The 17,456-nt window shown below is 61.0% G+C and carries 20 protein-coding genes; 12 read left to right on the top strand and 8 right to left on the bottom strand.

Annotation, left to right across the window (positions count from 1 at the left end; translation table 11 throughout):
* Positions 1-52 precede the first annotated feature (52 nt).
* Both J2Y83_RS19775 and J2Y83_RS19770 read right to left on the bottom strand, forming a co-directional pair.
* On the bottom strand, positions 53-373 hold the full coding sequence (locus J2Y83_RS19775) for a hypothetical protein (RefSeq protein WP_198717285.1): 321 nt from the start codon (positions 371-373) through the stop codon (positions 53-55).
* A 140-nt stretch (positions 374-513) separates the two neighbouring features.
* Entirely contained in the window at positions 514-1,104 is a 591-nt protein-coding gene (locus J2Y83_RS19770) for a cysteine hydrolase family protein (RefSeq protein WP_198717286.1), read from the bottom strand.
* A 240-nt stretch (positions 1,105-1,344) separates the two neighbouring features.
* Here J2Y83_RS19770 and prmB point away from each other — a divergent pair, with 240 nt between their 5' ends.
* Positions 1,345-2,253 carry a 50S ribosomal protein L3 N(5)-glutamine methyltransferase gene (prmB, locus tag J2Y83_RS19765; protein WP_198717287.1) on the top strand — a complete coding sequence of 303 codons (909 nt, stop codon included), beginning with the start codon at positions 1,345-1,347 and terminating at the stop codon, positions 2,251-2,253.
* Positions 2,254-2,351: 98 nt separating this feature from the next.
* Here prmB and J2Y83_RS19760 read toward each other — a convergent pair whose 3' ends face one another.
* Together J2Y83_RS19760 and J2Y83_RS19755 are read right to left on the bottom strand one after the other, a co-directional pair.
* A complete protein-coding gene (locus J2Y83_RS19760; RefSeq protein ID WP_198717288.1) occupies positions 2,352-3,158 on the bottom strand; it encodes a hypothetical protein in 807 nt (268 codons plus the stop codon).
* 99 nt (positions 3,159-3,257) lie between these two features.
* The gene (locus J2Y83_RS19755; RefSeq protein ID WP_253397638.1) at positions 3,258-4,220 is read right to left on the bottom strand and encodes an alpha/beta hydrolase; all 963 of its coding nucleotides are present in this window, start codon (positions 4,218-4,220) and stop codon (positions 3,258-3,260) included.
* A 142-nt stretch (positions 4,221-4,362) separates the two neighbouring features.
* Here J2Y83_RS19755 and aroC point away from each other — a divergent pair, with 142 nt between their 5' ends.
* The 4 genes from aroC to J2Y83_RS19735 all read left to right on the top strand — a co-directional run bounded on the left by aroC (position 4,363) and on the right by J2Y83_RS19735 (position 7,674).
* Positions 4,363-5,454 carry a chorismate synthase gene (gene aroC / locus J2Y83_RS19750; RefSeq protein WP_198717289.1) on the top strand — a complete coding sequence of 364 codons (1,092 nt, stop codon included), beginning with the start codon at positions 4,363-4,365 and terminating at the stop codon, positions 5,452-5,454.
* 52 nt (positions 5,455-5,506) lie between these two features.
* Positions 5,507-6,670 carry an MFS transporter gene (locus J2Y83_RS19745; protein ID WP_253397637.1) on the top strand — a complete coding sequence of 388 codons (1,164 nt, stop codon included), beginning with the start codon at positions 5,507-5,509 and terminating at the stop codon, positions 6,668-6,670.
* Positions 6,667-7,197 carry an acireductone dioxygenase gene (locus tag J2Y83_RS19740; protein WP_253397635.1) on the top strand — a complete coding sequence of 177 codons (531 nt, stop codon included), beginning with the start codon at positions 6,667-6,669 and terminating at the stop codon, positions 7,195-7,197. Before J2Y83_RS19745 ends, J2Y83_RS19740 begins: the two co-directional genes overlap by 4 nt.
* A 210-nt stretch (positions 7,198-7,407) precedes the next feature.
* On the top strand, positions 7,408-7,674 hold the full coding sequence (locus J2Y83_RS19735; RefSeq protein WP_198717292.1) for a response regulator transcription factor: 267 nt from the start codon (positions 7,408-7,410) through the stop codon (positions 7,672-7,674).
* Positions 7,675-7,730: 56 nt separating this feature from the next.
* Here J2Y83_RS19735 and J2Y83_RS19730 read toward each other — a convergent pair whose 3' ends face one another.
* Positions 7,731-8,009, bottom strand: a complete 279-nt coding sequence (locus J2Y83_RS19730) for a DUF3509 domain-containing protein (RefSeq protein ID WP_048721059.1) — start codon at positions 8,007-8,009, stop codon at positions 7,731-7,733.
* A gap of 401 nt (positions 8,010-8,410) precedes the next feature.
* On the opposite strand from J2Y83_RS19730, the gene J2Y83_RS19725 reads away from it, so the two are divergent.
* The 5 genes from J2Y83_RS19725 to J2Y83_RS19705 all read left to right on the top strand — a co-directional run bounded on the left by J2Y83_RS19725 (position 8,411) and on the right by J2Y83_RS19705 (position 14,196).
* Positions 8,411-10,237 (top strand): long-chain-acyl-CoA synthetase, encoded by a 1,827-nt coding sequence (locus tag J2Y83_RS19725; RefSeq protein WP_253397633.1) that lies wholly within the window; start codon positions 8,411-8,413, stop codon positions 10,235-10,237.
* A 111-nt stretch (positions 10,238-10,348) separates the two neighbouring features.
* On the top strand, positions 10,349-10,864 hold the full coding sequence (locus tag J2Y83_RS19720) for an ankyrin repeat domain-containing protein (RefSeq protein WP_198717294.1): 516 nt from the start codon (positions 10,349-10,351) through the stop codon (positions 10,862-10,864).
* Between the two features lie 41 nt (positions 10,865-10,905).
* The gene (locus J2Y83_RS19715; RefSeq protein ID WP_253397631.1) at positions 10,906-11,436 is read left to right on the top strand and encodes a hypothetical protein; all 531 of its coding nucleotides are present in this window, start codon (positions 10,906-10,908) and stop codon (positions 11,434-11,436) included.
* 68 nt (positions 11,437-11,504) lie between these two features.
* Positions 11,505-11,696, top strand: coding sequence for a PLDc N-terminal domain-containing protein (locus J2Y83_RS19710; RefSeq protein ID WP_198717296.1), 192 nt, complete (start codon positions 11,505-11,507; stop codon positions 11,694-11,696).
* Positions 11,697-12,108: 412 nt separating this feature from the next.
* Positions 12,109-14,196 carry an LTA synthase family protein gene (locus tag J2Y83_RS19705; protein WP_253397629.1) on the top strand — a complete coding sequence of 696 codons (2,088 nt, stop codon included), beginning with the start codon at positions 12,109-12,111 and terminating at the stop codon, positions 14,194-14,196.
* A 55-nt stretch (positions 14,197-14,251) separates the two neighbouring features.
* Here the strand turns inward: J2Y83_RS19705 and J2Y83_RS19700 are convergent, their stop codons facing one another.
* Positions 14,252-14,404 carry a DUF3309 family protein gene (locus tag J2Y83_RS19700; RefSeq protein ID WP_198717298.1) on the bottom strand — a complete coding sequence of 51 codons (153 nt, stop codon included), beginning with the start codon at positions 14,402-14,404 and terminating at the stop codon, positions 14,252-14,254.
* Positions 14,405-14,735: 331 nt separating this feature from the next.
* On the opposite strand from J2Y83_RS19700, the gene J2Y83_RS19695 reads away from it, so the two are divergent.
* Both J2Y83_RS19695 and csrA read left to right on the top strand, forming a co-directional pair.
* Positions 14,736-15,551: an SDR family oxidoreductase gene (locus tag J2Y83_RS19695; RefSeq protein ID WP_253397627.1), complete on the top strand. Its 816-nt coding sequence runs from the start codon at positions 14,736-14,738 to the stop codon at positions 15,549-15,551.
* A gap of 156 nt (positions 15,552-15,707) precedes the next feature.
* Positions 15,708-15,911: a carbon storage regulator CsrA gene (gene csrA, locus J2Y83_RS19690; protein ID WP_198717300.1), complete on the top strand. Its 204-nt coding sequence runs from the start codon at positions 15,708-15,710 to the stop codon at positions 15,909-15,911.
* 9 nt (positions 15,912-15,920) lie between these two features.
* On the opposite strand, the gene J2Y83_RS19685 is transcribed toward csrA, so the two are convergent.
* A complete protein-coding gene (locus J2Y83_RS19685) occupies positions 15,921-16,148 on the bottom strand; it encodes a YheU family protein (protein ID WP_003236706.1) in 228 nt (75 codons plus the stop codon).
* A gap of 59 nt (positions 16,149-16,207) precedes the next feature.
* Entirely contained in the window at positions 16,208-17,392 is a 1,185-nt protein-coding gene (locus J2Y83_RS19680; protein WP_198717301.1) for an osmoprotectant NAGGN system M42 family peptidase, read from the bottom strand.
* Between the last annotated feature and the right edge of the window lie 64 nt (positions 17,393-17,456).

Raw genomic sequence — 17,456 nt, 5'->3', positions numbered from 1 at the left:
AGTTTACCTAAATCGCGGCGGCCGGGGCGCAGGAAACGCTATCCAAGCGCCATCAGTCGTGCTTTTTCATCAAGTGCGAGGCGATGTTCAGCTCCAATGGCTGGCGCATCCGGCGACGGCTGCGGCGCCACAACCACACGCCGAACCACAGCACCAACAGGCCGATCACCAACAGAATCGCCGAGCCGCCGGGGCTGGCATTCAGTTCGCCCAGCGCCGGGGAATGTCCCGACAAGCCAGCGCCGCCGGCGACCGCCAGCAGCACACCTATTATCGCCAGCAGCGCGGCAATGCCGGTTGCCAGGCGCAGACGCCAGTTGCTCGGGCCCTTGGAGCGCAAGCGACGAGCATCAAAACCATCGGATATCTTCATTCCGACCTTTCCTCCAGGGTATCGGCCCTTCGACCGGAAGATACACAGGTTGTTCCTGTGCCAGAGGTAATTGCAGCAAATGACAGGCATTTGCAGATGAGCGGGGCCTTGAATCGGCCGCGCCGCTCATCCCAGGGCAATCAGATCAGGTCTTTGGTCAAGGCGAGGGTGGCGAAGTTGTCGGCCATGATGGCCATTTCGGTTTGTTGCACGTGCTCGGCACTCAGGACGCCGCCCTTGTACGGCAGGTCGCGGGTGGCGCAGGCGTCTTCCACCAGGGTGCAACGAAAGCCCAGGTTCTTGGCGGCGCGCACGGTGGTACTGACGCTGGAGTGGCTCATGAAACCGCAGACGATCAGGTCCAGAGGACCGAGGTCCTGCAGGTGTTTTTCCAGGCCGGTGCCGTGGAACGCGCTGGGCAGCAGTTTACCGATGATGGTTTCGTCGCCCATAGGCTCCAGGCCGGGAATGAACTCGCCGCGCTCGCCTTGTGGGTCAAACAGGCCGCCCACGGTGCCCAGGTGGCGCACATGCACAATTGGGCGACCGGCGTTGCGCGCCGCGGCGACCAGTTGCTTGATATTGCCGACCGCCGCGTCCATGCCCGTGAGGGCGAGTGGACCGCTGAGGTATTCCTTCTGCGCATCGATGATCACGAGGGTCGCATGGCTGAGATTGGCAGCCGCGTAACCTCGACCGCTGATTTGAAACATCGTCTTTGGAACGGACATTCTGGGGGCTCCTGTGAGGGGGGCTTTTGCGCCATTGTCCACTGGCTGAGCGGTTCTGTGAATCGCTACCATCGTAAGCTACGCCGTTGCTGGCGTGCAGCCATGTCAAGAGGTGCGCTTGTTTGACGCGATGATGGCAAATTGGATGAAATCCGACATACGGCTGAGGCTTTTCGTACATCGTCGGTACAGACGAAGGCTGTTAGAATCGCCAGTCGTTTTTTCCAGGAGTCTGCCCCCGTGATCACTTCCCGCCTGCGCACCTTGCGCGACCATATCCGTTGGGCTGTCAGCCGTTTCCATGGGGAAGAGCTGTTTTTCGGGCATGGTACCGACAATGCCTGGGACGACGCCCGGCAATTGGTGCTCGGCGCCTTGCATCTGCCCTGGGAAATCGCCGACAGCTACCTCGATTGCAACCTGGAAGAAGAGGAAGTCGCCCACCTGCAACGGCTGCTCCACCGTCGCATCCATGAGCGGGTGCCGACAGCCTACCTGATTGGCGAGGCTTGGTTCTGCGGCATGTCGTTTATCGTTGACGAGCGCGTGCTGATCCCGCGCTCACCGATCAGCGAACTGATCGAAAACCGCTTCGAACCCTGGCTGGACCAGCCGCCGGCACGCATTCTTGACCTGTGTACCGGCTCTGGTTGCATCGGCATCGCCTGTGCCTACGAGTTCCAGGACGCCGAAGTGGTGTTGGGGGACGTGTCGTTTGAAGCGTTGGAAGTGGCCAACCAGAACATTGAGCGCCATGGCGCCGACGAGCGTGTGTATACCGTTCAGGGCGATGGCTTTGATGGTTTGCCAGGCCAGCGCTTCGATTTGATCGTGTCCAACCCGCCGTATGTGGACGCTGAAGACTTCGCCGACATGCCGGACGAGTACCAGCATGAACCGGAACTGGGCCTGGCCTGCGGCGACGATGGCTTGAACCTGGTACGGCGGATGCTGGCCGAAGCGGCGGACCACCTGACCGAGAAGGGCTTGTTGATCGTCGAAGTGGGCAACAGCCAGGTGCATGTCGAGGCGCTGTACCCGGAAGTCGACTTCGCATGGCTGGAGTTCCAGCGCGGCGGGCACGGGGTGTTCATGCTCACGGCGGAGCAGTGCCGCAACCATCAGGCGGTATTCGCCGCCAGGGTTTAACCGACCCGTGTGGGAGGGGGCTTGCCCCCGATGCGGGCGTGACAGTCACTGAATGCATTGACTGATGCACCGCTATCGGGAGCAAACCCCCTTCCACATCACCGGTGGGTGGCAATCCAGATCAACAACCCCGCCTGAAACACGGTAAACGCCACCAGACAGGTGATGGTGAAGCGCAGCCCGCTGTCCTCACGCTTGAACTTGGTGACCTTTTCCTCTTCCTTGCGCAGCTTCACCTCCTGCTCCATCAGGTTCTGCTCGGCCTGTTGCAGCATTTGCGCGGCTTCAAGGATTTCCACGAACTGCACTTTCTCGGTGTTCCAGCTATCGAGCACGTCGCTGACCTTGCCGGGTTGCACGTTGCCCTTCAGATGCTGCACGTCGGCGTAGGCCACATCAAAACCCTGGATACGCAAGAAATGATCGCGGCGCAGGCGTGTGGCTTCGTTTAGGGCGTCCTTGTTGGACAGGTCCACACCGTCGACGCGGTAGTGCGACCACTTCTTCTTCGCCCACGCGGCGCCTTGGGCGACCAGGAAGCGGCCGATGCCACGGTTGGCCGGTTCGATTTCGAGGCTATTGCCCGGGCCGAAATGCACGCGGTGTTTAGCGTGATCGACCCAGATATCCAGGTGATTCTGCTCGCGGCGCACCCTTTGTCCCGGCAACTGGATGACCATGCGCAGCAGGCTGTGATGCTGGTCATGGCGCTCGACATAGCCAAATTGCACGAACCGCAAGGGCCGCACCCCGGTGGCGCGGTCGGTGGCCAGAGGCGCCAGACGCAGCATTTTGAAATGTTCGGCCTGCACGTCCGCCCACGGCAGGGACGCCGCGTCGACGACCTCGGTATGTTCCGCCGGGGTGTCGGCGGTAGGTTCTGGTGTTGCTTCGGTGTTAGTCATGCGGCGCGATCCTGTCCTAGCCCAGCCAATCGACAGGCTTTTTGCTGTCGACGTTGGGCTTATCGGCCGTTTTTCCCAGTACTGGAGGCAATTAGTCGGTTAACGGGGTTGAAGTCCGTCGATAAAGCGCACCAGGCGGGTTCCCAGCTCGGCGGCGAGGGGCAATTGCGGGTCGTTGTAGGACGCCAACTGTTGCTTCACCTCATTGGGCACGATGCGCATCACATGGTTCATGCCTTCGATCACCGTCAGTTCGGCATCGGGCTTGGCGCTCTTCAATTGTCGGGCATCGCCCACACCCACCTGGAAATCGTGGGTGCCCTGGATGATCAGTGCCGGCATGCGCAACTTGGCAAAGGCGGCCGAAGGATCGGCGCGAAACAGGCTGATCAGATACGGCTGCACGCTGGGTCGGAAAATGCCCAGCAGTGGGTCAGGCACATCGGCATCCACTTGGCCTGCCTTGAGGTGGTCGAGGATTTCATTGCTGCGCAACTGCAGGGCCGGGGGGAGATGACCGGCCAGTTGCTGGCGGATCACCTGGTCGACCGGGCGGGCGCTGCCGGACAGGGAAATCACCCCGGCCGGGTCGAGTTGCGGTGCCGCCAGCGCAGCCACCAGCGCGCCTTCGCTATGGCCGAGCACGATCAGCGGGCCCATGCGCTTGTCGGCTTGGAGCAGCTTGCCCCAGGCCACGGCGTCGGCCACGTAGGCGTCGAGGGTCAGGTTGCGTTCATCGGGGGTGGCGGCCAGGCTGGCCGCCACGCCGCGCTTGTCGTAACGCACGCTGGCGATGTTATGCCGAGCCAGGACCCAGGCCAGGCGCTTGAGACTGTCGTTGCGCGCGCCGTCGGCACTGTTGCCGTTGCGGTCGGTCGGGCCGGAGCCGGCAATGATCAGCACCACCGGCACCGGTTTGTCGGACTGCGGCAGCAGCAGCGAGCCGAACAGCTCGCCGCTGCCGGTGTCGAGGCTGATGGGGCGTTGCAACACCACGGGGGACGCGGCATGGGCTACGGCAGTCAACAGGGTGAGGGTAAACAGCAAAACTCGAAGCATCATCGCGCCATCATTGAGGAGGTGCCGGTTCGACCAACGTCTACCGGGAAGGTTTCGAGGATGAACTAGTCGGTTGGCCCGCGTATACTGGCGCGCTTGGTTATCACCTCTGAGTGATTACAACTGATTTCACGGAGCGCCCTGCATGTCCGGCAATACCTTCGGCAAGCTGTTCACTGTCACCACCGCGGGCGAAAGCCATGGCCCGGCGTTGGTCGCCATTGTCGACGGCTGCCCGCCCGGCCTTGAGCTGTCCCTGGAAGACCTGCAGCGTGACCTCGACCGCCGCAAGCCCGGCACCAGCCGCCACACCACGCAGCGCCAGGAACCCGATGAAGTCGAGATCCTCTCCGGCGTGTTCGAAGGTCGCACCACCGGCTGCGCCATCGGCCTGCTGATCCGCAACACCGACCAGAAGTCCAAGGACTACTCGGCGATCAAGGACCTGTTCCGCCCGGCCCACGCCGACTACACCTACCACCACAAATACGGCGAACGCGACTACCGTGGCGGCGGCCGCAGCTCGGCCCGCGAAACCGCGATGCGCGTGGCCGCCGGTGCCATCGCCAAGAAATACCTGGCGACCCAGGGCATCGTTATCCGTGGCTACATGAGTCAGCTGGGCCCGATCGAAATCCCGTTCAAGACCTGGGACAGTGTCGGCGACAACGCCTTCTTCTGCCCGGACCCGGACAAAGTGCCTGAGCTGGAGGCCTATATGGACCAGCTACGCCGCGACCAGGATTCGGTCGGGGCGAAAATCACCGTGGTCGCCGAAGGTGTGAAACCGGGCCTCGGCGAGCCGATCTTCGACCGCCTGGACGCTGAACTGGCCCACGCGCTGATGAGCATCAACGCCGTGAAAGGCGTGGAAATCGGCGCCGGGTTCGCCTGCGTGTCCCAGCGCGGCACCGAGCATCGCGATGAACTGACCCCGCAGGGCTTCCTCAGCAACAATGCGGGCGGCATCCTCGGCGGTATTTCCTCCGGTCAGCCGATCGTTGCGCACCTGGCACTCAAGGCCACGTCGAGCATCACCACGCCGGGCCGTTCGATCGATGTGTACGGCAACCCGGTGGACGTGATCACCAAGGGCCGCCACGACCCGTGCGTCGGCATCCGCGCCACGCCGATCGCCGAAGCAATGATGGCCATCGTGTTGATGGATCACCTGCTGCGCAACCGTGGGCAAAACGCCGATGTGCGCGTGAGTACTCCGGTACTGGGCCAGCTGTGACGGTGTGTGGCGCGCGAGCTTGCTCGCGCCTTGCCGCAAAGCGGCCCCTTGCATGACTCCAGCACTTCCGTACTGGCGACTCTCCAGCTTCTACCTCTTTTACTTCGCCCTGCTGGGGGCAACGGCGCCGTTCCTGGCGCTGTACTTCGATCACCTGGGGTTCTCCAGCGCGCGTATCGGCGAGCTGGTGGCCATCCCCATGCTGATGCGCTGCGTGGCCCCCAATCTGTGGGGCTGGCTGGGCGACTACACTGGCCGGCGCCTGGCCATCGTGCGCTTTGGCGCGGTGTGTACCCTGGTAAGTTTTGCGCTGATTTTCGTCAGCAAGACCTACGCCTGGCTGGCTCTGGTCATGGCCCTGCATGCGTTCTTCTGGCATGCGGTGCTGCCGCAGTTTGAAGTGATCACCCTGGCCCACCTGCACCAGCAGACCTCGCGTTATAGCCAGATCCGCCTGTGGGGCTCCATCGGGTTCATCCTCACGGTGGTGATCATGGGTCGCCTGTTCGACTGGCTGAGCCTGGATATTTACCCGGTAGTGGTCGTGGTGATCATGGCCGGGATCATTGCTGCCAGCCTGTGGGTGCCGAATGCGCAGCCCGCGAACCACGGCCCGCGCCTGGCCAGCGAAGGCTTCCTCAAGCAGTTGCGCAGCCCCTGCGTCCTGGCGTTTTATGCCTGCGTGGCGTTGATGCAAATGAGCCATGGCCCGTATTACACCTTTCTCACCCTGCACCTGGAACACTTGGGCTACAGCCGTGGCGTGATCGGCATGCTGTGGGCCCTCGGGGTGGTGGCGGAAGTATTGATGTTCCTGGGCATGAGCCGCATCCTCACGCGCTTTTCGCTGCGCCGGGTGTTAATGGCGAGTTTCCTGTTGGCGGCGCTGCGCTGGTTGTTGCTGGGCGCGTTCGCGGAATTTTTCTGGGTGCTGCTGTTGGCGCAGGTGATGCACGCGGCCACCTTCGGCAGCTTTCATGCGGCGGCGATTGCCTTTGTGCAACGCAGCTTCGGCCCCCGCCAACAAGGCCAGGGCCAGGCGTTATACGCGGCCTTGGCCGGCACCGGCGGCGCGCTGGGTGCGTTGTATTCCGGTTACAGCTGGAACCTGCTGGGGCCGGCCCTGACCTTCAGTATCGCCAGCGTTGCGGCCCTGGCCGCCGCCCTTATCATCGGCTTTCGATTGCACGAGCAGAACCAAGGAACTGTCCTATGAGTTATGTAGCTGTTTACCACGTCTCCACACCGGATACCCCGAACAAAGTCCTGACCCACTTCGAGGATGTCGTGTCGACCCTGGCCGAGCACGGCGTGCGATTCGAGCGCTGGCAGCCCGCCGTTATTGAAAAGGGCGCGGACGACGCCGCCATGATCGCAGCGTACCGGCCGCAGATCGACGCCCTCGGCTATGCCAGCGTCGACGTGCTGCGTGTCCCCGGCGATCCTGCGCAGAAGGCGGCATTGCGCGATCAGTTCCTCGCCGAGCGCCGTCGCAGCGAAGATGACGTGCGCTTTTTCGTCGCCGGCCAAGGCCTGGTTGCCTTGCACATTGGCGACTATGTGTACGGCGTGCGCTGTGAGAAAAATGACCTGTTGGTGATCCCGGCCGGCATGCCTCATTGGTTCGATATGGGCGAGAACCCACATTTTGTGATGTTGCGCCTGTCCCATACGGCAAACGGTGGGGTGTCTGAGTTCACCGGGGACGATATCGCTGCCGGTTTTCCAGGGATGGATGACTAGTCTTAATCGACTTGAATGTTCAACCCCGGCAAGTTGGAATTTGTTGTGGGAAAAGGCCTATTTACCTGTAAGGCCTGGCTGTTTATCACCGGCCTTACGCTCTAACGCTCTGCATTATGTAACTCTCTCCGGCCTCAATGTTTATATCGCCTGTCAATAGGAGGAATCCGAAAGGCGATAAGCATCAACCAATAAGAAGGAGAGAAAGCGATGAGTGATCCAGAGGCGTCAGGTACGCCGTTCAGCGTGCCCATCGATGCCAGAAAGCGTCTGGCCCTGTCCGGCAAGCCCCTGACCCGGACCGAGTTGGAGATCTTGCGCTGGGCCTCCGAAGGCAAGACGATCTGGGAAATCAGCCGGATTCGTGAAACGTCCCAAGCCGCGGTGAAATTCCACCTACGTAACATCTACGGCAAGTTACAAGTCAACAATCGTGTACAAGCGATGAATGAAGCGGCCCGCTTGGGCTTGTGTTGAGTTCATAAAAAAGGCCGCGACGCTTAATGGCGTCGCGGCCCTTTTTTATGGGTGGCTTATGCCGAGTGGTAAGTCGGCAGGGCAAAGCGGTTCTGGCTTTGCAGCATCGAAATCTGCGGCAGGTCGCTGGCTTGTTCGGCCAGGTCGCGGCGAATGGCGCTGATTACCCAGGTGAGTTGATCGGCCGTGTGCAATTGCTGGTAGGAGATCGAACGCTTGACCTGCTTACCTTCGCTGTTGCGCAGGGTCAACAGGATACCGCCGTCCGGGCGTGGCTGAGTGGTGACGTCGTATTGGGAAAATACTGAGGCGAATTTATCTTGGATCAGGCTCATGTCTATCAGCTCCGTTGGCTCAAGTTGGCAAGCATGGAGTGATAGGTGCAGTGATTGTGCCACCTCACTACTTTACAATAAGTCTTTAAAAATCAATCAGTTGTGAAAAATAGAGATTTTTGATTTCGTGCAATTTGCATGAGTGGCCATCATGCATCCTGCATTTTGCGCTATTCGATCCGGCCAGGCGGGCGCATCGTTACTCATAAGGACTGTGGATGTGTCGCTAAATTCCCTGTTTGTCGGTTGCCTGTTGCCGGCCCGGGATACAAAACATTTCAAATCCCGCGTGTACAGCCTAAGAACGGCTGGCGTATTTTCCCGTAAGCATGTGGCTTGCTGCCTACAAAAGTGCCGGAGCTTCTGGCCTCCACGAAGAATAAGAAAAAGGACGTTCCTCTATGAACCCTCCGCAAAACGACATGATTACCTGGAGCATGCTGCTGCGTAAGGTGCCCGCCATCGTCCGGGCCTTGCCTCGGGTAGTCCGCGGCATGCGTGCCGCCAATGTCACCGACCCCGCGCAGCCCTGTGGCCTGGGCTGGCATTTCGAGCAAGCGACCCTGCGCAACCCTGACGGTGCTGCGTTGTTGTATGGCGACAGCGTGCTTAGTTACCGCGACGCCAATCAGCGTGCGAACCGCATCGCCCATCACTTGCACAGCCAGGGCATCCGCAAAGGCGATGTAGTGGCGTTGTTTATTGAAAATCGCCCCGAATTGCTGCTCAACGTGCTGGCCGTGGCCAAGCTGGGCGGCATCTGCGCCATGCTCAATACCGCGCAAACCCAGGCGGCGCTGGTTCACAGCCTGAATCTGGTCAACCCGGTGGCGATTGTGGTGGGGGCGGAATTGGTGGCGGCCTACACGGCGGTGCGCGAGCAAGTGGCGATCGAGACGGACCGCACCTGGTTTGTCGCGGATCAACACAGCAGCGCCGTGCCTGCTGGCTATGCCGACCTGATGGCCGCCAGTGCCGAGTGCGCGGTGGACAACCTGGCCAGCTCCCGGCAGATCTTTTTCAACGACCCGTGCTTCTATATCTACACCTCCGGCACCACCGGCTTGCCCAAGGCCGGCATCATGAAACATGGCCGCTGGACCAAAACCGCCGTCAGCTTCGGCAGCATCGCCCTCGACATGGGTCCCGCCGACGTCCTGTATTGCACCTTGCCGCTGTACCACGCCACTGGCCTTTGCGTGTGCTGGGGCTCGGCGATTGTCGGCGCGTCGGGATTTGCGATTCGCCGCAAATTCAGCGCCAGCCAGTTCTGGGACGATGTGCGCAAGTTCAACGCCACCACCCTGGGTTATGTCGGTGAGTTGTGCCGTTACTTGCTCGACCAACCCGCCAACGTCCAGGATCGTGACAACCGCGTGACCAAGATGGTCGGCAATGGCCTGCGGCCCGGCGTATGGGCGCAGTTCAAGCAACGCTTTGGCGTCGAGCATATCTGTGAGCTGTATGCCGCGAGTGACGGCAATATCGGCTTCACCAATGTGTTGAATTTCGACAACACCATCGGCTTCTGCCTGCAGCACTGGGCGCTGGTGGATTACGCCCACGACAGCGGTGAGCCACTGCGTGGCGCCGATGGCTTCATGCGCAAGGTGCCAACGGGCGGGCAGGGCCTGCTGCTGGCCAAGATCGACGAAAAGGCGCCGTTCGACGGCTACACCGACCCGGAAAAGAACCGCAAGGTGGTGCTGACCGACGTGTTCGAAAAGGGCGACCGTTACTTCAATACCGGCGATCTGCTGCGCAGCATCGGTTTTGGCCATGCGCAATTTGTCGATCGCCTGGGGGACACCTATCGCTGGAAAGGTGAAAACGTCTCCACCACCGAGGTCGAGAACATCCTGCTGCAACACCCGCAGATCGCCGAAGTGGTGGCCTACGGCGTCGAGATCGAAAACACCAATGGCCGCGCCGGCATGGTCGCCATCACCCCCAGCGAATCCCTGGCCGCCCTGGATATGCGCGAGTTGCTGCAATTCGCCCATGGCCAGTTGCCGCACTATGCGGTGCCGCTGTTCCTGCGGATCAAGATGAAGATGGAGACAACGGGTACGTTCAAGTACCAGAAAGTGCGGCTCAAGGAGGAAGCGTTCGACCCGGACAAGGCGGGCAACGACCCGGTGTACGCCTGGTTGCCCGGTTCGGACAGTTACGTGCCCGTCACCGGCCAGTTGCTTGCGCAGATCCAGGGCGGTCAGTTCCGCTATTGATTCTGCCTATGGCCGCTTTCGACAAAAAAACCATGACAGTGGGGAACTCCCTCGCGACACTGGGCGCCTACTCTTCAGTACCCCAAGCCTTACCAGACAAGGAGCCCCCACATGTCGGACCACGCCAAACAAATGACTGACGACGAAGCCGCCGAATTTGCCGAGCAGGTCTTCGACGTCGCGCGCAGAGGCGATGCCGCCCTGATGGCCGCGCTGCTGGCCAAGGGCTTGCCAGCCAACCTGCGTAACCACAATGGCGACACCTTGCTGATGCTGGCCGCTTATCACGGCCACGCCGACGCGGTAAAAGTGCTGCTGGAATTCAAGGCTGACCCGCAGATCGCCAATGACAAGCATCAACTGCCGATGGCCGGTGCGGCGTTCAAGGGCCATTTGCCCGTGGTCAAGGCGCTGATCGAAGGCGGCGCGCCGGTTGACGCGTCATCCTCGGACGGGCGCACGGCATTGATGATGGCGGCGATGTTCAACCGCGTCGAAATGCTCGACTACCTGCTCAGCCAGGGCGCCAACCCCAAGGCGATCGACGCCCAGGGCGCCACGGCATTGGCAGCGGCACAGACCATGGGCGCGGTGGATACGGCGGCGCAGTTGCAGAAACTGGTGTAGGCTACGCGCCCTCAAAAACCAGCCCGCCACAGGACCCTTTCATGAAAAACGCCCTCGTCGAACTCATCCGTAAAATCAGCGCCGGCGTCATGGGCGACGACGAGGTGGCACGCATCGCCGAAGAAGCGGCGCAGGCCTACGCCGACCCTGTGGCGTTTCTGGCGGCAAACCCGGACATCAACTACGACGATACGTTCTCGATTCCGTTGGGCGAGTGGGTAGTGGTCGGCAGCCTGCCGGACACCGTGCTGTTCCAGGCCGACACCTATGGCGACCTGTTTACGCAGATCGTTGCATCGTTCGGCCCCGGCGTGGCGTTTAACCTCAAGCCCAAGCAACTGGCCAAGACCGAAGCCCTCACCGCGCTCAATCGTATCCAGATCCAGATGAGTGCCCTCAGCCCGCAAGACGGTGGTTATGTGTTGCTGAACTTCAGCCAGCCACTGGACGACGAGATCCAGGCCGTGCTGGTGTACGGCAACGACCTGCCGCGCGTGCTGGAACTGTGCGCCGAAGTTGGCATCAAGGGCGAACCGTCCCTGGAAGCGCTGCGGGTCGCGGTCCACGTCTGAAATAAAACGGAACCCCCTGCCAGGGCTGGCTATCCTACAAGGGCATGCCCTCACTTAGGAGCGACACCATGGGTTCCACTTTCAACGGTCTGGTCGGGCTGATCATCCTCGCGCTGGATATCTGGGCGATCATCAATGTGTTCAAAAGTGGCGCAAGCACCGGTGCCAAGGTGCTGTGGATTCTGTTGATCCTGCTGCTGCCGGTCCTGGGCCTGATCATCTGGGCGATCGCCGGGCCACGGGGCAACATGCGCTTCTGAGCGCTCGACTCACTCAAGCAGGAGTGAGTACGGAAAATGTGGGAGGGGGCTTGCCCCCGATAGCGGTGTATCAGTCGTTACAACAGTGGCTGAACCACCGCTATCGGGGGCAAGCCCCCTCCCACAATGGTTTCAACGAATGCCTTGATATTGTGTGTCGAAATATTCGCTGTACGAAATTTTCACATCTCATCCAAGACAATTCGCCGGCTTTATCTCCCTGCAACGGCTCTATCTCACGCTCCGTCAGCGGCAGGATTGCGGCATGCGTTCAGTAATTAATAGCGTTGCCGGCAGTGATCGGGCACCATTTGCGCCACCGCGTTTACCGCCTACCCCAGCCAGCCTGGGCGAGGGTCGGACGCCACTGCACTCTTTCGCAACTTAAACTTCCAATGGGTCCTGAAACGACATGGCAAACCCGGACGCCCTGAATCAGCAGCGAGCTTCTAATCGCCTGCTGCAACCGACCGTCAAATCCCATCTGGCATACACGCTGCTTTGCGCACTGGTCATGATGGTGATGTTCTCCCTGCTGCGCCTGGCGCTGCTGGCGTACAACCGCGAGATGATCCTCGACACACCGGCCTCGACCTTCCTGGAAGCGTTCGCCAACGGCCTGCGCCTGGACATTCGCCTGGTGGTGTACCTGGTGATCCCCTTGCTGCTGGCACTGTTCAGTGTGCGGGCCATGGCCGCGCGCGGGTTCTTCCGTTTCTGGCTGACCCTGGCCTCTAGCATCGCGCTGTTCCTGGGCCTGATGGAAATGGACTTCTACCGCGAATTCCACCAGCGCCTCAACGGCCTGGTCTTCCAATACGTGAAGGAAGACCCGAAAACCGTGATGAGCATGCTCTGGTACGGTTTTCCGGTGGTGCGCTACCTGCTCGCCTGGGCCGTGGGCACGCTGATCCTGAGCATGGCCTTCAAGGGCGCCGACCGCGCGACGCGCCCACGCGGCCCGTTCAGCGGCGGCAGCATTGGCACCCGCCAAGTGGCGCCGTGGTATTCGCGGATCGCGGTGTTTGTGGTGTGCCTGCTGGTCGCCGTGGTCGCCGCTCGCGGCACCCTGCGCCAGGGCCCGCCGCTGCGTTGGGGTGACGTCTATACCACCGATTCGAACTTCGCCAACCAGTTGGGCCTCAATGGCACGTTGTCGCTGATCGCCGCAGCCAAGTCGCGCTTCTCCGAAGACCGCACCAACATCTGGAAGGCCACCCTCGAACAACCGCTGGCCACCCAGACCGTGCGCGACATGCTGGTGCTGCCGCAAGAGAAGCTGGTGGATACCGACACCGCCGCCGTGCGCCGTGATTTCACGCCACCGGCCGAGAAAACCCTGCCGATCAAGAACGTCGTGGTCATCCTGATGGAGAGCTTCGCCGGTCACTCGGTGGGCGCCCTGGGGCGTCCGGGCAATATCACGCCGTACTTCGACAAACTGTCCAAGGAAGGCCTGCTGTTCGACCGCTTCTTCTCCAACGGCACTCACACCCACCAGGGTATGTTTGCCACCATGGCGTGCTTCCCGAACCTGCCGGGGTTCGAGTACCTGATGCAGACCCCGGAAGGCAGCCACAAGCTGTCGGGCCTGCCGCAGTTGCTCAGTGCGCGCAAGTTTGACGACGTGTATGTCTACAACGGCGATTTCGCCTGGGACAACCAGTCGGGCTTCTTCAGCAACCAGGGCATGACCAACTTCATCGGCCGCAACGACTTTGTCGACCCGGTGTTCTCCGATCCGACGTGGGGCGTGTCCGACCAGGACATGTTCAACCGTGGCCTGGAAGAACTGAAAGCGCGTGAAGGCGGCAAACCGTTCTACGCCCTGCTGCAAACCCTGTCCAACCACACGCCGTATGCCTTGCCGACCCCGTTGCCGGTGGAGAAAGTCACCGACCGTGGCAGCCTCAACGAGCATTTGACGGCGATGCGCTACTCCGACTGGGCCCTGGGCCAGTTCTTTGAAAAGGCCCGCAAGGAGCCGTACTTCAAGGAAACCCTGTTTGTGATCGTGGGCGACCACGGTTTCGGTAACGAGCAGCAGATCACCGAGATGGACCTGGGCCGCTTCAACGTGCCAATGCTGATGATTGCACCGGGCATGCAAGAGAAGTTCGGCGAGCGTGACCACACCGTGGGCACCCAGATCGACATCGTACCGACCATCATGGGCCGTCTCGGTGGCGACACCCTGCACCAGTGCTGGGGCCGTGACCTGCTCAACCTGCCGGAAGGCGACAAGGGCTTCGGCGTGATCAAACCTTCGGGCAGCGATCAGACCGTGGCGTTGGTCACCGGCGACCGCGTGCTGGTATTGCCTAAGGAAATGCCAGCGAAACTGTGGCAATACGAACTGGGCGCCGAGCCGACCGGTAAAGTGATCGCGGAATCGCCGGACGAGGCTGGGCTGAAACAGAAGCTCGAATCGTTCCTGCAGACCGCGACCAAAAGTTTGCTGGATAACACCGCCGGTGTTGTCGACGGTAAGCCGGACTAATCGCCCGGCAATAAAAAAGAGGCCTTCATGAAGGCCTCTTTTTTTTGCCCGGCGTTTATATCTTGCCGAGTAACAACAGGATCAGCAGCACCACCAGGACGGCACCGAGAATACCCGACGGCCCATAACCCCAGCTACGGGAGTGCGGGAACACCGGCAAACCGCCGACCAGCAGGAGAATCAGGATGATGATTAAAATGAGGCTCATAGTTGTATTTCCTTATAGGCCTTGTGCAAGGACTGGTTGTTTAACATTAGGCCCGCCGGTTTAATTGCGGACGCCTTAACAACTCCGACTGTGCCGCTTCGCAGAAAATTCCGTGTTTTTTTAAAGCATTTTGGAAACGCACTTATTTCTTTTAACGCGCCGACAAATGCCTGCGCTTAGTTGAAAAAGATTGAACTTAGGCCAGGCCATGGCATCCGACCCGTCCCGCGGTTTGCTCAGGGCATTCATCAATTGGATGGTGCGTGGGTGTAGGAAAAACCTTCGCTACACTGCCGATCACTTCTTCCGTGAACCACAAGGCTATTTTCCTATGCAAAATCGCATGATGATCACCGGTGCCGGGTCCGGACTGGGTCGCGAAATCGCGCTGCGCTGGGCCTGCGAGGGTTGGCAGTTGGCCTTGTCGGATGTCAGCGAGCCGGGCTTGCAAGAGACCCTCAAGCGAGTGCGCGAGGCGGGCGGCGATGGGTTTATCCAGCGTTGCGATGTGCGCGACTACAGCCAGCTCACCGCCTTTGCCCAGGCCTGCGAGGTCAAGCTGGGCGGCATCGATGTAATCGTCAACAATGCTGGCGTGGCCTCTGGCGGGTTCTTCGCCGAACTGTCCCTGGAAGACTGGGACTGGCAGATCGCAATCAACCTGATGGGCGTGGTCAAGGGCTGCAAGGCGTTCCTGCCGCTGCTGGAAAAGAGCAAAGGCCGCATCATCAACATCGCCTCAATGGCGGCGCTGATGCAAGGGCCGGCCATGAGCAACTACAACGTGGCCAAGGCGGGTGTGGTGGCGTTGTCGGAGAGTTTGCTGGTGGAGCTCAAGCAGCAGGAAGTCGGGGTTCACGTGGTGTGCCCGTCGTTCTTCCAGACCAACCTGTTGGACTCATTCCGTGGGCCGACCCCGGCGATGAAGGCGCAGGTGGGCAAGTTGCTGGAAAGCTCGCCGATTTCGGCGGCCGATATCGCCGATTACATTTACCAGCGGGTGGCCGAGGGTGAGTTCATGATCCTGCCCCACGAGCAAGGGCGGATGGCCTGGGCGTTGAAGCAGAAGAACCCGCAGTTGCTGTATGACGAGATGACCGTGATGGCTGACAAGATGCGCGCCAAAGCCCAGGCGATTAAGGGCTGATCGGTTTCTTGACCGGGCTCTGCGCAAAAAAATCATGTGGTCTGTCAGGCAAATTACCTGCTGCTGTAGGTGATGCCTGATTCGACCGCAAGTCATTGCTGAGCATCACCCAAGCGCGCAAGGTCGGGGTCCTGTCACTCGAAAAGGACAACCGCCATGCTGGTCTTAAGCCGTGCCGTAGGCGAAATCATTTCCATCGGCGATGACATCGCCTTGCACATTCTCGAACTCAACGGTTCCCAGGTGAAATTCGGGGTCGAAGCCCCCGCCGGGGTGCAGGTCCATCGCGCCGAGGTGTACCAGAAGATCGTCGAACGCCAGGGCGCCGCGACTCATCCGGTGCTGGTGCCCAACCCCTGAACTGCCATTTCAGTCGAACAGATGCTTGGGCACGTCGTGTTTGAGCATCAACTGGCATTGCTCGCTGTCGGGGTCGAATACGATCAATGCCTGGCCCTTGGTCAGTGCCTGGCGCACGCGCAGTACGCGGGTTTCCAGGGGCGTGTCGTCGCCATTGTCGGTGCCGTCGCGGGTCACGAAGTCTTCGATGAGGCGGGTCAGGGTGTCGACTTCAAGTGCGTCGTAGGGAATCAGCATACAAGCCTCTGGGGTTAAGTCCCGGCGATGCTACTGCGCCGGGACCGTTGTTGCCAGTGTCAGGACTTCTGGCCGACCAGGCTGTCCACCGACGGCACGCGGGTGTCGCTCTCCATCTGGGTCTCGTGCTCGAGCTGATGACTGAACCGATCCAGTGAACCCTGCGCCGGTTGCGCGTCGCTGGCGAATACCGGCGGGCTGAGAATGTAAGCCGCCAACAAACGGCTCAGCGCCGCGAGGCTGTCGATGTGGGTGCGTTCGTAGCCATGGGTCGCATCGCAACCAAACGCCAGCAAAGCAGTGCGAATGTCGTGGCCGGCGGTGACCGCCGAGTGTGCGTCGCTGAAGTAATAACGAAACAGATCGCGGCGTACCGGCAGTTCGTTATCCGTCGCCAGGCGCAGCAGGTGGCGCGACAGGTGATAGTCATACGGCCCGCCGGAATCCTGCATCGCCACGCTGACGGCATGTTCGCTGGAATGCTGGCCGGGGGCGACCGGGGCGATGTCGATGCCGACGAACTCACTCACGTCCCAGGGCAGGGCGGCCGCCGCGCCACTGCCGGTTTCCTCGGTGATGGTGAACAGCGGGTGGCAGTCGATCAGCAAAGGTTCGCCGCTGTCGATGATCGCCTTGAGAGCGGCGAGCAGGGCGGCGACGCCGGCCTTGTCATCGAGGTGACGCGCGCTGATATGCCCGCTCTCGGTGAACTCGGGCAGCGGGTCGAACGCCACATAGTCACCGATGCCGATCCCCAGGGAATCGCAATCGGCGCGGGTGGCGCAGTACGCGTCCAGACGCAGCTCGACATGGTCCCAACTCACCGGCATCTCATCCACGGCGGTGTTGAACGCATGCCCGGAGGCCATCAGCGGCAACACGCTGCCACGGATCACGCCGTTGTCGGTGAACAGGCTGACGCGGCTGCCTTCGGCAAAGCGGCTCGACCAGCAGCCGACCGGGGCGAGCGTCAGGCGGCCGTTGTCTTTGATCGCACGCACGGCGGCGCCGATGGTGTCCAAGTGCGCCGACACCGCGCGGTCGGGGCTGTTTTTCTGGCCCTTGAGGGTGGCGCGGATGGTGCCACGGCGGGTCATTTCAAAGGGGATGCCGAGTTCTTCCAGGCGCTCGGCGACATAGCGCACGATGGTGTCGGTAAAGCCGGTCGGGCTGGGAATGGCGAGCATTTCCAGCAGCACTTTTTGCAGGTAGTTGAGATCCGGTTCGGGGAGGGTTCGGGTCATGGAAACTCCTGATGGGGTGAGGGCATCGATGGTTTCGATGAGGGGTTGGAGCGGCGATAGCGCC

The sequence above is a fragment of the Pseudomonas marginalis genome, from assembly GCF_024169655.1.
Lineage (GTDB): Bacteria > Pseudomonadota > Gammaproteobacteria > Pseudomonadales > Pseudomonadaceae > Aquipseudomonas > Aquipseudomonas paraveronii.
This window is presented reverse-complemented; position numbering and strand designations above follow the sequence as displayed.

Excerpts from the sequence above, each read along its gene's own strand:
- J2Y83_RS19705 (WP_253397629.1), top strand. The coding sequence starts at position 12,109 with ATGGCAAACCCGGACGCCCTGAATCAGCAGCGAGCTTCTAATCGCCTG.
- J2Y83_RS19770 (WP_198717286.1), bottom strand. The coding sequence starts at position 1,104 with ATGTCCGTTCCAAAGACGATGTTTCAAATCAGCGGTCGAGGTTACGCG.
- aroC (WP_198717289.1), top strand. The coding sequence starts at position 4,363 with ATGTCCGGCAATACCTTCGGCAAGCTGTTCACTGTCACCACCGCGGGC.
- J2Y83_RS19680 (WP_198717301.1), bottom strand. The coding sequence starts at position 17,392 with ATGACCCGAACCCTCCCCGAACCGGATCTCAACTACCTGCAAAAAGTG.
- J2Y83_RS19685 (WP_003236706.1), bottom strand. The coding sequence starts at position 16,148 with ATGCTGATTCCCTACGACGCACTTGAAGTCGACACCCTGACCCGCCTC.
- J2Y83_RS19725 (WP_253397633.1), top strand. The coding sequence starts at position 8,411 with ATGAACCCTCCGCAAAACGACATGATTACCTGGAGCATGCTGCTGCGT.
- J2Y83_RS19710 (WP_198717296.1), top strand. The coding sequence starts at position 11,505 with ATGGGTTCCACTTTCAACGGTCTGGTCGGGCTGATCATCCTCGCGCTG.
- J2Y83_RS19695 (WP_253397627.1), top strand. The coding sequence starts at position 14,736 with ATGCAAAATCGCATGATGATCACCGGTGCCGGGTCCGGACTGGGTCGC.
- J2Y83_RS19735 (WP_198717292.1), top strand. The coding sequence starts at position 7,408 with ATGAGTGATCCAGAGGCGTCAGGTACGCCGTTCAGCGTGCCCATCGAT.
- csrA (WP_198717300.1), top strand. The coding sequence starts at position 15,708 with ATGCTGGTCTTAAGCCGTGCCGTAGGCGAAATCATTTCCATCGGCGAT.
- J2Y83_RS19775 (WP_198717285.1), bottom strand. The coding sequence starts at position 373 with ATGAAGATATCCGATGGTTTTGATGCTCGTCGCTTGCGCTCCAAGGGC.
- J2Y83_RS19730 (WP_048721059.1), bottom strand. The coding sequence starts at position 8,009 with ATGAGCCTGATCCAAGATAAATTCGCCTCAGTATTTTCCCAATACGAC.
- J2Y83_RS19740 (WP_253397635.1), top strand. The coding sequence starts at position 6,667 with ATGAGTTATGTAGCTGTTTACCACGTCTCCACACCGGATACCCCGAAC.
- J2Y83_RS19760 (WP_198717288.1), bottom strand. The coding sequence starts at position 3,158 with ATGACTAACACCGAAGCAACACCAGAACCTACCGCCGACACCCCGGCG.
- J2Y83_RS19755 (WP_253397638.1), bottom strand. The coding sequence starts at position 4,220 with ATGATGCTTCGAGTTTTGCTGTTTACCCTCACCCTGTTGACTGCCGTA.
- J2Y83_RS19700 (WP_198717298.1), bottom strand. The coding sequence starts at position 14,404 with ATGAGCCTCATTTTAATCATCATCCTGATTCTCCTGCTGGTCGGCGGT.
- J2Y83_RS19745 (WP_253397637.1), top strand. The coding sequence starts at position 5,507 with ATGACTCCAGCACTTCCGTACTGGCGACTCTCCAGCTTCTACCTCTTT.
- J2Y83_RS19715 (WP_253397631.1), top strand. The coding sequence starts at position 10,906 with ATGAAAAACGCCCTCGTCGAACTCATCCGTAAAATCAGCGCCGGCGTC.
- J2Y83_RS19720 (WP_198717294.1), top strand. The coding sequence starts at position 10,349 with ATGTCGGACCACGCCAAACAAATGACTGACGACGAAGCCGCCGAATTT.